Origin of the sequence: Pseudomonas sp. ICMP 460 (assembly GCF_002723595.1) — a bacterium.
Classification (GTDB): Bacteria; Pseudomonadota; Gammaproteobacteria; order Pseudomonadales; family Pseudomonadaceae; genus Aquipseudomonas; species Aquipseudomonas kitaguniensis.
In genome coordinates this window covers 224,385-236,293 of sequence record NZ_LKBR01000001.1, presented here as the reverse complement: position 1 = coordinate 236,293, position 11,909 = coordinate 224,385, and the positions used below count along the sequence as shown (strand labels likewise).

Genomic DNA, 11,909 nt, shown 5'->3' with positions numbered 1-11,909 from the left:
GAAAAAATTTATCTATCGAGGCAAAAGAGGTACGTCATGAACACCTATCGACAGGATTATTCGCAGCAAGACACCCACAGCAAGGTGATTGGTTACCTGCTCTGGATTTTGGGTTTTACCGGGGCGCATCGTTTTTATTACGGCAAGCCTGTGACCGGGACGATCTGGTTTTTCACCTTTGGCTTGTTCGGTATCGGCTGGCTGATCGACTTGTTCCTGATCCCGGCGATGGACCGTGAAGCGGACCTGCGTTTTACCGCCGGGCCTATCGAATACAACGTGGCCTGGATACTGCTGGCGTTCCTGGGTGTGTTCGGTGTGCACCGCATGTACCAGGGCAAATGGATCACCGGCCTGATCTACCTGTTCACCGGCGGTTTGTTTCTGGTAGGGGTGCTGTATGACTTCTGGACGCTGAACACGCAGGTGTCGATACGCAATGCCGAGCGCATCGGCGGGCGCTGAGTCTGTTGATCATTCCCACGCAGAGCGTGGGAACGATCGCTATCAGGCCTGGTAGCTGATTCGCCCATCCACCAGGGTGTACCGCACCGTCGCCGGCAGGCTATGGCCGATGAACGGGCAGTTCTCACCTTTGGACAGCCACTGTTCACCGGCCACTGTGGAGCGGGCCGGATCAAACAGCACCAGATCCGCCGCCGCGCCCACCGCCAACTTACCCGCCGGCAAACGCAGCGCTTCGGCTGGGCCTGCGCTCAGGCGTGCCAGCAACGTCGGCAGGTCGAGTAAACCGTCTTGCACCAACGTCATCGCCAATGGCAGCAACAGCTCGACGCTGCTGATGCCGGGCTCTGTCGCGCCAAATGGGGCCAGCTTGGCATCCCGCTCGTGCGGTTGGTGATGGCTCGAGATCGCCGAGATCACACCCGACTTCACTGCCGCACGCAACCCGTCGCGGTCAGCCAGGGTGCGCAGCGGCGGCTGCACGTGGTACAGGCTGGAGAAGTCGATCAGCGCTTCATCGGTCAAAATCAGCTGATACAGCGCCACATCCGCCGTCACCGGCAGGCCGCGCGCCTGAGCTTGGGCGATCAGGGCGACGCCGCGAGCGCTGGTCAGCTGGCTGAAGTGCGCGCGTACGCCACTTTGTTCCACCAGCAGCAGGTCGCGGGCCAGCGCCACGGTTTCTGCGGTTTCCGGGATGCCCGGCAGGCCGAGGAAGCTGGCCACCGCGCCTTCATGCGCCAAACCGCCTTCGGCCAAGTCGCGGTCTTGCGAGTGGAAGATCACCGTCAAATCGAACGTGGCCGCGTATTCCAGCGCGCGGCACAGTGTGCGGGTGCTGCGAAAGCCTTCCAGGCCGTTGCCGAAGGCCACGCAACCGGCGTCGCGCAGGGCGATCAGTTCAGCGAGTTGTTCGCCTTCCAGGCCTTTGCTCAGGGCGCCGATAGGGAACACTTTGCAATTGCCGGCTTCGCGGGCGCGGTCGAGGATCAGCTCGGTCACGGCCGAGGTGTCCAGCACCGGCTTGGTCTGCGGCGGGCAGCACAGGCTGGTCACGCCACCTGCAGCGGCGGCACGGGTTTCACTGTTGATGTTGCCTTTGCGGCTGTAACCCGGCTCGCGCAGGGCGACGTTCAGGTCGACCAGGCCCGGCGCGGCCACCAAGCCTTTGGCGTCTATGACCTGGCTGGCGCTGAAACCGCTGGGGGCGGCGCCGATGGCGATGAGCTTGCCGGCTTCCAGATGAAGGTCGGTAACGTGATCCAGGCCACTGGCCGGATCGATGACTCGGGCGCCAAGAATGCTGAGCTTCACTGGGCCTTCTCCTGCTCGAATTGACGTTGCGCGGTTTGCCCGCTCATGGCCATGGACAGAACCGCCATGCGTATGGCGATGCCGTAAGTCACTTGGTTCAAGATCACCGACTGCGGGCCGTCGGCCACCGCCGACTCAATCTCCACGCCGCGGTTGATCGGACCTGGGTGCATCACGATGGCGTCCGGTTTGGCGCCGGCCAAGCGCGCGGTGGTGAGGCCGAACAGGCGGTAAAACTCGCCTTCGCTCGGCAGCAGGCCACCTGACATGCGCTCGCGTTGCAGGCGCAGCATGATCACCACGTCCACACCCTTGAGGCCTGCGGCCATGTCGGTGTAAACCTTCACGCCGTACTGCTCGATGCCGACGGGCAGCAGGGTTTTCGGTGCGATCACGCGGATATCCGGGCAACCCAGGGTTTTCAGGGCCAGCATGTTCGAGCGCGCCACCCGCGAATGCAGGATGTCGCCGACGATGGCCACCGAGAGGTTTTCAAAGCCGCCTTTGTGCCGACGGATCGTCAGCATGTCGAGCATGCCTTGGGTCGGGTGGGCGTGGCGGCCGTCGCCGCCGTTGATGATCGCCACCTGCGGGCACACGTGTTCGGCGATGAAATGCGCGGCGCCGGAGTCGCCGTGGCGCACCACGAACATGTCGGCGGCCATGGCTTCCAGGTTGCGCAGTGTGTCGAGCAGGGTCTCGCCCTTGCTCGCCGACGAGGTCGACACGTTCAGCGTGATCACGTCGGCGGACAGGCGCTGGGCCGCCAGTTCAAAGGTGGTGCGGGTGCGGGTCGAGTTCTCGAAGAACACGTTGCAGATGGTTTTGCCGCGCAGCAGCGGGACCTTCTTCACCGCTCGGCCACCGACTTCGAGGAACGAGTCGGCAGTGTCGAGAATTTCAGTGAGCAGTTCGCGGGGCAAACCGTCGAGGGACAAGAAGTGTTGCAACTGACCCTGAGCATTGAGCTGCAGCGGGCGCTTGGCATCTAAAGGCGTCATCGCGGGGACTCTTTACAAGGCGGTTTAAAGGGCAAGGTCTTGCAGTTCGAGTTCGAGCGGCGTGGGACCGGACAATTTTACCCGCTGGTGGGCTGAAAGCGACAGCGTGGCACCGACCACGTCCGGGCTTATCGGCAATTCGCCAGCCTCAAGGTCAAGCAAGCACACCAGTGTCACGCTGGCGGGGCGGCCGTAGTCGAACAGTTCGTTCAGGGCGGCGCGGATGGTGCGGCCGCTCATCAGTACGTCATCGATCAGCACCAGGTGCTGGCCTTCGATTTCGAACGGCAGCGCCGATGGCCGCACTTGCGGGTGCAGGCCGTTCTGGCTGAAGTCATCGCGATAAAACGACACATCCAGCGTGCCCAGTGGCGAATCGCTGCCCAGTTCTTCCAACAACGCCTGGGCCACCCACACACCACCGGTACGAATGCCGATAAAACGCGGTTCGCTGATGGCACGCTGTTGCAGGTGCGCCTTGAGGCTAGTTGCCATCTGGCTGATCAGTTCGGCGGGATTGGGCAGGCTCATGGTGGCTCCTTCAAGGCCTTGCGTAGCGAGGTGGCCGCAAGGTCCGGGCTCAAACGTAAAAAGACGCGGCAAGCCGCGTCAGTCAGGATTCAAATAACGCGGTGTTTTCGTCCAGCCAACCTTGCAACAGCAGAGCGGCGGCGATGGCGTCCACGGGGTTGTCGCGGTAGCTGCCTTTTTGCCCGCCACGGTCGCGGCGCTCACCTTTGGCTTCAAAGGTGGTCAGGCGTTCGTCGTGGGTATAGAAGGGCAGGTTGTAGCGGCCATTCAGGCGGCGCGCGAACTTTTCGGCGCGCAGGCACATCTCGCTCGGTGTGCCGTCCATGTTCAACGGCAGGCCGACCACCACCGCGTCGGGCTTCCACTCCTTGATCAGCGCTTCGACCTGGTTCCAGTCCGGCACGCCGTTCTGGGCTTTGAGGGTGCACAGTTCGCGGGCCTGGCCGGTAATGACCTGGCCGACCGCTACGCCGATCTGTTTGGTGCCGTAGTCAAACCCAAGGATCAACCGCAAAGCCATCAGGCGTGCCCTGCCTGGCTGGTCAACAGGCTGAGGTTGACGCGCAGCTTGGCCGCCGCCGCTTCCAGGCGCGCCTCGCTTGCGGTATTGAACAGGATGTCGGCGTCGAAAGGGCAGGTCAGCCAGGCATTGTCGGCCAGCTCGGCCTCCAGTTGCCCGGCTTCCCAGCCGGCATAGCCGAGGGTGATCACGCTTTGCTCAGGCCCGATGCCGTCCGCGATGGCGAACAATACGTCTTGGGACGTCGACAGCGACACGCCGTCAAGGTCCACCGTGGCCTGGAACGTCGGCCCGGTGCGGTGCAGCACAAAACCGCGATCAGTCTGCACCGGCCCACCGTTGTAGATCGGCACGTGTTGGCAACGCGCTGGCGGGTCGATTTCGGGGCGCAATTGCTCAAGAATATCCGCCAGGTTCAGCGTTTGCGGGCGATTCACCACCAACCCCATCGCACCATTGGCCGTGTGCTCGACAATGTAGGTCAAGGTTTGCGCAAAGTTCGGGTCTGCCATATGCGGCATGGCGATCAAGAATTGATGCTTGAGGTAGGTCGGGCTGACATTTTTCATGTCCTCTAGTGTGGCGTTGGAGTGGCGAACTGACAAGCTGGAGTTAACGAAACCTGTGGCGCTCGCCACAACAAGCCCGCTTGCCACAGTGGGCAGCATTACCGCAGCCAACAGGGCTCTTGCGCCTTTAATTGCTCGACAGGCGGTCGCCCCGGGCGAATTTCCAGGTGCGGATAATTTCCAGGCGGTCGACGTCGTTCAGGTCGCCGGTGAACGGCGCGAAAGGCGCGGCCAGGCGCACGATGCGCTGGGCGGCTTGGTCGAGCAGCGGCTGGCCGGATGACTCCAGCACCTGCACTTCGTATAACGAACCATCACGGTTGATCGACACCAGTAAGCGCAAATTGCCATAGATTTGCTGGCGTCGGGCCTCGTCCGGGTAATTGAGGTTGCCGATGCGTTCGACCTTTTTGCGCCACTCGTCCTTATACCAGGCACCTTTGTCGCGCATGGTCGAGGCGGCGTTCAGCCGGTAGATGCGCGGGCGTTTGGCATACAACTGTTGCTCGTTGGCCAATTCCGCCTCAAGGCTGGAGATCTCGTCGGAAAGCTGCGAGCTGTCGAAAGTCGGTGCCGGTTTAACCGGCTCGGGCTGCGGCTCGGTCTTGGTTTTCTCGCGCTGGGTCGGGGCTTTTTGCGGTTTGGGCGCGACGGTGGTGACTGCGGCCTTGGGCGCAGCCTGCTTGACCTCGGGCTTGGGCGTCGGCGGCGGCGAGACTTTATTCACCTTGTTGTCCTGGAAAGGCGCCACTTCGGTGGTTTTGGGCACGGCTTTTTTGTCGAGCGTACCGCTGCCTTGCTGGTTGTCCTGAGCCAGAAAGTCGGCCTTTTCGGGCTTTTTTTCGCTCTTGAACGTGGCGAGGGTGATTTCCAGGGTTTTGCTGATTTGCTTGGGTTCGGCAAAGGTGAAGCCCAAGCCGAGCAGCAACGCGAGGTGGATCAGTGCCGCCAGGAACAGTGTAAATCCGAGCCGATCAGCCGGGCGCACGCCGCTTCGGGAGAGTTCGGGGGGCAGATCGGACGGGAGCGTCATCACAAAAAAACCAACATCGCGCGTTTCACAGGTTGCGCATGATAACGCAATGTTGGTTTTTAGCTTCAAGCGACAAGTTACAAGCCGCGAGCTTGTACGCGGTTCGCCTTAAGCTTGCGGCTTGCGGCCTGCGGCTTGCAGTTTTGCATGTATGGCTGCCATCAGCATTTCGCCGATGTTCGTGCCAAATGCGTTGTCTATCTCGCGAATACACGTCGGGCTGGTGACGTTTATTTCGGTAAGGTTCTCACCGATTACGTCAAGTCCTACAAACAGCAGGCCTTTTTCCCGCAGGGTTGGGCCGACTTGGGCTGCAATCCAGCGATCTTTTTCTGTCAGCGGGCGCGCTTCGCCGCGACCACCGGCTGCCAGGTTGCCACGGGTCTCGCCCGCTGCCGGAATACGCGCCAGGCAATAGTCCACCGGCTCGCCGTCGATCATCAGGATGCGTTTGTCGCCGTCCTTGATCGCCGGAATATAAGCCTGGCCCATGATCTGTTGGGTGCCCAGCGCCGTCAGGGTTTCGAGGATCACCGACAGGTTAGGGTCGCCTGCGCGGTGACGGAAGATCGAGGTGCCGCCCATGCCGTCCAGCGGCTTGAGGATTACGTCACCGTGTTTGGCGGCGAATTCACGCAGCACATCGGCGCGGCGGCTGACCACGGTGGGTGGCGTGCACTGTGGGAACAGGGTGGCGAACAGCTTTTCATTGCAGTCGCGCAGGCTCTGCGGCTTGTTGACAATCAGCACGCCAGCGCGTTCGGCCTGCTCCAGCAGGTAGGTGGAGTAAACAAACTCCATGTCGAACGGCGGGTCCTTGCGCATCAGGATCACATCCAGATCGCTCAGCGGGCTGTCGATCTCGTCCGCAAGCTCGAACCACTTATCGGGGTTGGCAAACACCTGCAGCGGGCGCATGCGTGCACGGGCCTCGCCGTCGCCTTGGTAAAGATCGCGCTGTTCCATATAGAACAACGTCCAGCCACGGGCCTGTGCGGCCAGGAGCATGGCCAGCGAGCTGTCCTTTTTATAGGAAATGCTGGCGATAGGGTCCATGACAATGCCGACGCGTACGCTCATGGGGGATTTCCTCTAGCAAATTAGGGCGCATAAAAGTGGCGTCAGAGTGGCGCTGCGGCCCTTGTGGGTCAAGGAAAAACCACTGTCAGAGAGCCTGCGTGTCAGGCTGAACTGTCAGGTGCGAAAGGCTGCGAATTGTTCTTTATCACCGTTGTATTCGAATTCCAGCCCTATGCCGAGGGGCTCCAGCACCGCCGTTGCTTGCTTGATGAACCGCTCGCCTTGTTCCGAGAGCTCATATAAAGCAGCGACTTGGATGATCGGATATTTGCCCAGTGCGCCAGGCACCTCGGTGTAAATCTCTCCGCTCTCAATGAACGCGACATACGCATTGATTTTTGCCTGGAGCATCAGCAGGTGTTCACCCTGCTCAGTTGGATTAGCCCAGCCGAGGTGATCTGTGATGGCTAGAATTATCGTGGAGTCATCCAACTTGGGGATGCCCAGCATATCGATCACGTTGGCGTCTGTTACTGACATGGTTGTTCCTTATTAGCGTTAATTTTGGTTCGGACGCGAGATTTTTATTGTCGTGGGCGAGATGACTGTCCCCCCAGGAAAACCAGGTTTACCTTTGCCCACAATGACCGCGCCACTTTCTTCAATCTCAGGAAATGCTCGTTTTTGATTGCGCGTCAGTGGTGCTGTTTCAGAGGCTTTGCATTCGACGCAAACGATTTCCCCATTGTGGGTTCTACCGATCATGTCCACGCGAACCCTTGTACCGCGTTCAGTTTTAAATGTTACCTGCTGTGCTGAGGCTTTCATTTGTTCTGAAAAACTTGAATGGAATTCCTCTTCATAAGCAGCCCCCGCCACCTTGTTCTTCTCCAACTGCGTACTAAGCACCACATAAATCGGCTCAATACCCGCATCCGCTGGAAACCAGATAATCGCATCCTGAAACTCCGGCGGATGTTGCGGGTTGTGCAGCGCAGCTTCCGCCTGCGGTGTCGGCGGGTACACCCAAACCGTGCGCAGCGGTGGCGCACCTTCCAGTGCCGGAATACCCAGCACACCCTGCGGATTCACCGCGGGCGTCCACGTCAGGCCAATGCCGTTGCCTATATCGGCGACGTACTGCTCGCCCTTTTTTTCAGCCTTGATAACCGGAACACTTTCCCAGTCCGCTTTACCGCCCGTGTAGAAGCCGTAGGCGTTGACCGAACCATCCGGCAAGGTCTTCACGTTGACGCGCACCCGTGTGCGGCCCGCTTCAAGCGTTGCGTACTGGTCTTGTGTGTAGAAGGCACTGTCGGCTGCGATAGCGTTCGGCATCAGCAGTGCGACGGTGCCGACTGTGGCGCTTGCAGCCAAAGCGCCCGCGCCCTCCAGCAGTGTCAGCGCCAGCGAGCCGGCCAGACGATTGGCGACAGCGCGGCCGGAGGCAGAGCCAGCAACCCATTGCAGCGGTGAACCCTGCGCCGAAATCGCGGTGCCAGTGCCGAGCACTGCCCACATGCCGTAGTCGGCCAGCTTTTCAACGGGTACAAAACCCGTCGGGTGCTGGTGGTTGATAACGCCGTCGGGCAGGTTGCAACTCTTGGCAAAAACGCAGCCTGTGGGCGTGGGCCGGGCTTGCGACTCGTCGGCAAGGTCGGGGTATTGCGCCCAGTACAAGGCGTGGAGGTCGACAGGTTCTACACCGCTATTGCGGGTTGTGGTGCTCGCGTTGGGACGTGCCGGCTTGGGGACATAACCGCTCATGCGGCATCCTTGTTCGTTCTTTTTGGTGCAAGAACGCTACCGGGTAGTTACTGAGCTATCTGTCGGAAGGGTTGTTAGTTCAAGTGGGAAAGTTCGCGTTTTTTAAGCTGTTGCGGATCGAAACCCGTACTCTCCTGAGATGAATTTTCTTCAGACTGTGCTAAAAAGGCTCCCATGACACATAAGCCTATGCACCATGGGGTTTTTGCTGCACACCCGGTACAACATCAGGCAGTACACACCGAAAACCGATTCGCTGTGGCGATGGTAGAGCAGATATGGAACAGCATTCCAACGCCTTGAGAGTGATGGTGATCGACGATTCGAAAACCATCCGCCGCACGGCTGAAACCTTGTTGAAGAACGCAGGCTGCGATGTGATCACGGCCATCGACGGTTTCGATGCACTGGCGCGGATTGTTGATCATCACCCGCACATTATTTTTGTCGACATCATGATGCCGCGCCTTGATGGTTATCAGACGTGCGCGTTGGTGAAGAACAACCCGGCGTTCAAGTCGATTCCGGTGATCATGCTGTCTTCCAAAGACGGTTTGTTTGACAAGGCCAAGGGGCGCATCGTCGGTGTCGATCAGTTTTTGACCAAACCTTTCAGCAAGGAAGAACTGCTGAGCGCGATCAAGGCCTACGTGCCCGGCTTCGCCGCAGTAGAACAACAAGCACACTGACGGTGCCCCACAGGGGCCTGCGTCTACCAATGTAGTGGGGAAAACCATGGCACGCGTTCTGATCGTCGACGATTCGCCGACTGAAATGTACAAACTCACTGGCATGCTCGAAAAGCACGGCCACCAGGTTCTCAAGGCTGAAAACGGCGCGGACGGCGTGGCCCTGGCGCGCCAGGAAAAACCCGATGCGGTGCTGATGGACATTGTTATGCCGGGCCTTAACGGTTTTCAGGCGACCCGCCAGTTGTCCAAGGAGCCTGAAACCAACGGCATTCCAATCATCATCATCACCACCAAAGATCAGGAAACCGACAAAATCTGGGGCGCGCGCCAGGGCGCCAAGGACTACCTGACCAAACCTGTGGACGAAGAAACCCTGATCGCCACCCTGAACAAGGTGCTGGCCGGCTGACGGCACGCCATCATGACCGAGTCGCAAACCGCCTTCGAGCTGCTGCTGGGCATCGACAACCGCTGCCGCCTGTTGGCTGCCGACCTGCCGTCCCAGGAAGCCCGCTTGCAGCGTTGGAGCGGGATCGGCTTTCGCCTGGGGTCGCATGCGTACGTGGCGCCCATGGGTGAAGTCGCCGAGGTGCTGCATGAGCCGCGCTGCACTGTGATGCCGGGGGTAAAACCCTGGGTCAAGGGCGTGGCGAACCTGCGCGGGCGCCTGCTGCCGGTGATGGACTTGGGCGGTTTTCTCGGCCTTGAGCTGTCCAGGGCGCGCAAGCAACGGCGCGTGCTGGTGGTGGAATTCAATGACCTGTTTGTCGGGCTGCTGGTGGACGAGGTGGTGGGCATGCAGCATTTTGCACAAGACGCATTGTTAACGAGCGCCAGCCCCGGCGCGCCATTTATCCAGGGCCAGTTCGACAGCGACCGGCTCTGGCAGGTTTTCAGCCCGTTTGCTTTGGCTCAGGCGCCAGGCTTCATGGATGTCGCCGCATGAGCACCGCTACCACGCCCAAACCGCAAGCCGCGTCGCGCAGCCGTTCGCAGATCATCGTGCTGTTTATCGCGCTGATCGTGTTCATCATGCTGTTGTTCGCCAACTTCGCGTACCTCAACACCCAGTCCACCTACGACAAGCAGTACATCGGCCACGCCGGTGAGCTGCGCGTGTTGTCCCAACGCATCGCCAAAAACGCCACCGAAGCCGCTGCCGGCAAGGCTGCCGCGTTCAAACTGCTGGGCGATGCGCGCAACGACTTCGCCCAGCGCTGGGGCTACCTGAAAAAAGGTGACACCGAGACCGGGCTGCCCGCCGCGCCCAACGCGGTGCGCGCAGAAATGCGCGCGGTGCAGACCGACTGGGAAGCCCTGCTGAAAAACACCGACGCGATTCTTGCCAGCGAGCAGACCGTGTTGTCGTTGCACCAAGTGGCCGCAACCCTGGCCGAGACCGTGCCGCAATTGCAGATGGAGTCGGAAAAAGTCGTCGACATCCTGCTGCAACGCGGCGCCCCGGCCAGCCAAGTGGTACTGGCCCAGCGCCAATCGTTGCTCGCTGAGCGAATTCTGGGCGCGGTCAACACTGTGCTGGCCGGCGACGAAACCTCGGTGCAGGCCGCCGATGCGTTCGGCCGCGACGCCAACCGTTTTGGTCAGGTGCTTAACGGCATGCTGCAGGGTAACGCCGGGTTGCGCATCAGCCAGGTCGAAGACCGCGATGCGCGTGCGCGACTGGCCGAAATCGCCGAGCTGTTTGAGTTTGTCTCAGGCTCCGTGGATGAAATTCTCGAGACCTCGCCGCAGCTGTTTCAGGTGCGTGCGTCGGCGAGCAATATTTTCAACCTGTCGCAAACCTTGCTTGATGAAGCCTCGCACTTGGCCACCGGCTTCGAAAACCTCGCCAGCGGGCGCAGCTTCGACACCATCGGCGGCTACGTGCTGGGCCTGTTGGCGCTGACCTCGATCATCCTGATCGGTTTGGTGATGGTGCGCGAAACCAATCGCCAATTGCATGAAACCGCCGAGAAAAACGAGCGCAACCAGAACGCGATCATGCGCCTGCTGGATGAGATCGAAGACCTGGCCGACGGTGACCTCACCGTGACGGCCTCGGTGACCGAAGACTTCACCGGCACCATCGCCGACTCCATCAACTATTCCGTGGACCAGTTGCGCGACCTGGTCGCGACCATCAACCTGACGGCCGGGCAGGTCGCGGGTGCGGTGCAAGACACCCAGGCCACTGCGATGCATTTGGCCCAAGCCTCAGAGCATCAGGCCCAGCAAATTGCCGAGGCGTCGACCGCGATCAACCAGATGGCCCAGTCCATCGACCAAGTGTCGGCCAACGCTGCGGAGTCCTCGGCGGTGGCCGAGCGTTCGGTAGAAATTGCCAACAAGGGCAACGAGGTGGTGCACAACACCATCCACGGCATGGACAACATTCGCGAGCAGATTCAGGACACCGCTAAACGCATCAAGCGCTTGGGCGAGTCGTCTCAGGAAATCGGCGACATCGTCAGCCTGATCGACGACATTGCCGACCAAACCAACATCCTCGCCCTCAACGCCGCGATTCAGGCAAGCATGGCCGGTGACGCCGGGCGCGGCTTTGCCGTGGTGGCCGATGAAGTGCAGCGGCTGGCCGAGCGTTCGTCGGCCGCCACGCGGCAGATTGAAACGCTGGTGCGGGCGATTCAGACCGACACCAATGAAGCGGTTATCTCCATGGAGCAGACCACCACCGAAGTGGTGCGCGGCGCACGGCTGGCCCAGGATGCCGGGGTGGCGCTGGAAGAGATTGAAGGCGTGTCGAAAACCCTGGCAGCGTTGATTCAGAGTATTTCCAATGCGGCGCAGCAACAGACGTCGTCGGCCGGGCAGATCTCCCTGACCATGAACGTGATCCAGCAGATCACCACGCAAACGTCATCGGGCTCTACCGCCACCGCTGAAAGCATCGGCAACCTGGCAAAAATGGCCAGCCAGTTGCGCCGCTCGGTGTCGGGCTTCACCTTGCCGCCGGCGCGACCGGTGGATGAGTGAAAT

14 protein-coding genes are annotated in these 11,909 nt (G+C 60.5%); 5 read left to right on the top strand and 9 right to left on the bottom strand.

Annotated elements, in window-relative coordinates; translation table 11 throughout:
* The first annotated feature begins 36 nt into the window (after window positions 1–36).
* Entirely contained in the window at window positions 37–465 is a 429-nt protein-coding gene (locus AO240_RS01085) for a TM2 domain-containing protein (protein WP_099234833.1), read from the top strand.
* Window positions 466–507: 42 nt separating this feature from the next.
* Here AO240_RS01085 and AO240_RS01080 read toward each other — a convergent pair whose 3' ends face one another.
* From AO240_RS01080 to AO240_RS01040, 9 genes are all read right to left on the bottom strand, one after another.
* Window positions 508–1,779 (bottom strand): dihydroorotase, encoded by a 1,272-nt coding sequence (locus AO240_RS01080; protein WP_099234832.1) that lies wholly within the window; start codon window positions 1,777–1,779, stop codon window positions 508–510.
* Window positions 1,776–2,780, bottom strand: a complete 1,005-nt coding sequence (locus tag AO240_RS01075) for an aspartate carbamoyltransferase catalytic subunit (RefSeq protein ID WP_058414544.1) — start codon at window positions 2,778–2,780, stop codon at window positions 1,776–1,778. The genes AO240_RS01080 and AO240_RS01075 overlap by 4 nt, the downstream gene beginning before the upstream one ends.
* Before the next feature lie 24 nt (window positions 2,781–2,804).
* Window positions 2,805–3,311 carry a bifunctional pyr operon transcriptional regulator/uracil phosphoribosyltransferase PyrR gene (gene pyrR / locus AO240_RS01070; RefSeq protein WP_058414543.1) on the bottom strand — a complete coding sequence of 169 codons (507 nt, stop codon included), beginning with the start codon at window positions 3,309–3,311 and terminating at the stop codon, window positions 2,805–2,807.
* 82 nt (window positions 3,312–3,393) lie between these two features.
* Window positions 3,394–3,831: a Holliday junction resolvase RuvX gene (ruvX, locus tag AO240_RS01065; protein ID WP_003213744.1), complete on the bottom strand. Its 438-nt coding sequence runs from the start codon at window positions 3,829–3,831 to the stop codon at window positions 3,394–3,396.
* Complete coding sequence (locus AO240_RS01060) at window positions 3,831–4,400, bottom strand: YqgE/AlgH family protein (RefSeq protein WP_058414542.1); 570 nt, start codon at window positions 4,398–4,400, stop codon at window positions 3,831–3,833. The genes ruvX and AO240_RS01060 overlap by 1 nt, the downstream gene beginning before the upstream one ends.
* A gap of 127 nt (window positions 4,401–4,527) precedes the next feature.
* Window positions 4,528–5,433, bottom strand: a complete 906-nt coding sequence (locus tag AO240_RS01055; RefSeq protein WP_058414541.1) for an energy transducer TonB — start codon at window positions 5,431–5,433, stop codon at window positions 4,528–4,530.
* 108 nt (window positions 5,434–5,541) lie between these two features.
* Entirely contained in the window at window positions 5,542–6,513 is a 972-nt protein-coding gene (gshB, locus tag AO240_RS01050) for a glutathione synthase (protein ID WP_099234831.1), read from the bottom strand.
* A 114-nt stretch (window positions 6,514–6,627) separates the two neighbouring features.
* Window positions 6,628–6,993, bottom strand: coding sequence for a DUF6572 domain-containing protein (locus tag AO240_RS01045; RefSeq protein ID WP_099234830.1), 366 nt, complete (start codon window positions 6,991–6,993; stop codon window positions 6,628–6,630).
* Between the two features lie 18 nt (window positions 6,994–7,011).
* Window positions 7,012–8,220 carry an S-type pyocin domain-containing protein gene (locus AO240_RS01040; protein WP_099234829.1) on the bottom strand — a complete coding sequence of 403 codons (1,209 nt, stop codon included), beginning with the start codon at window positions 8,218–8,220 and terminating at the stop codon, window positions 7,012–7,014.
* A gap of 278 nt (window positions 8,221–8,498) precedes the next feature.
* On the opposite strand from AO240_RS01040, the gene pilG reads away from it, so the two are divergent.
* Genes pilG through AO240_RS01020 form a run of 4 tightly spaced genes read left to right on the top strand, consistent with a single transcriptional unit; the run spans window position 8,499 to window position 11,906 of the window.
* Entirely contained in the window at window positions 8,499–8,909 is a 411-nt protein-coding gene (gene pilG / locus AO240_RS01035) for a twitching motility response regulator PilG (protein ID WP_099234828.1), read from the top strand.
* 46 nt (window positions 8,910–8,955) lie between these two features.
* Window positions 8,956–9,321: a twitching motility response regulator PilH gene (pilH, locus tag AO240_RS01030; protein WP_014720320.1), complete on the top strand. Its 366-nt coding sequence runs from the start codon at window positions 8,956–8,958 to the stop codon at window positions 9,319–9,321.
* A gap of 12 nt (window positions 9,322–9,333) precedes the next feature.
* Window positions 9,334–9,858 (top strand): chemotaxis protein CheW, encoded by a 525-nt coding sequence (locus AO240_RS01025; RefSeq protein WP_099234827.1) that lies wholly within the window; start codon window positions 9,334–9,336, stop codon window positions 9,856–9,858.
* Entirely contained in the window at window positions 9,855–11,906 is a 2,052-nt protein-coding gene (locus AO240_RS01020) for a methyl-accepting chemotaxis protein (protein ID WP_099234826.1), read from the top strand. The genes AO240_RS01025 and AO240_RS01020 overlap by 4 nt, the downstream gene beginning before the upstream one ends.
* Window positions 11,907–11,909 lie beyond the last annotated feature (3 nt).

Bases quoted from the DNA above. Each gene is read 5' to 3' on its own strand.
- AO240_RS01085 (WP_099234833.1), top strand. From the start codon at position 37: ATGAACACCTATCGACAGGATTATTCGCAGCAAGACACCCACAGCAAG.
- AO240_RS01075 (WP_058414544.1), bottom strand. From the start codon at position 2,780: ATGACGCCTTTAGATGCCAAGCGCCCGCTGCAGCTCAATGCTCAGGGT.
- pyrR (WP_058414543.1), bottom strand. From the start codon at position 3,311: ATGAGCCTGCCCAATCCCGCCGAACTGATCAGCCAGATGGCAACTAGC.
- ruvX (WP_003213744.1), bottom strand. From the start codon at position 3,831: ATGGCTTTGCGGTTGATCCTTGGGTTTGACTACGGCACCAAACAGATC.
- AO240_RS01060 (WP_058414542.1), bottom strand. From the start codon at position 4,400: ATGAAAAATGTCAGCCCGACCTACCTCAAGCATCAATTCTTGATCGCC.
- AO240_RS01055 (WP_058414541.1), bottom strand. From the start codon at position 5,433: ATGACGCTCCCGTCCGATCTGCCCCCCGAACTCTCCCGAAGCGGCGTG.
- gshB (WP_099234831.1), bottom strand. From the start codon at position 6,513: ATGAGCGTACGCGTCGGCATTGTCATGGACCCTATCGCCAGCATTTCC.
- AO240_RS01045 (WP_099234830.1), bottom strand. From the start codon at position 6,993: ATGTCAGTAACAGACGCCAACGTGATCGATATGCTGGGCATCCCCAAG.
- AO240_RS01040 (WP_099234829.1), bottom strand. From the start codon at position 8,220: ATGAGCGGTTATGTCCCCAAGCCGGCACGTCCCAACGCGAGCACCACA.
- pilG (WP_099234828.1), top strand. From the start codon at position 8,499: ATGGAACAGCATTCCAACGCCTTGAGAGTGATGGTGATCGACGATTCG.
- pilH (WP_014720320.1), top strand. From the start codon at position 8,956: ATGGCACGCGTTCTGATCGTCGACGATTCGCCGACTGAAATGTACAAA.
- AO240_RS01025 (WP_099234827.1), top strand. From the start codon at position 9,334: ATGACCGAGTCGCAAACCGCCTTCGAGCTGCTGCTGGGCATCGACAAC.
- AO240_RS01020 (WP_099234826.1), top strand. From the start codon at position 9,855: ATGAGCACCGCTACCACGCCCAAACCGCAAGCCGCGTCGCGCAGCCGT.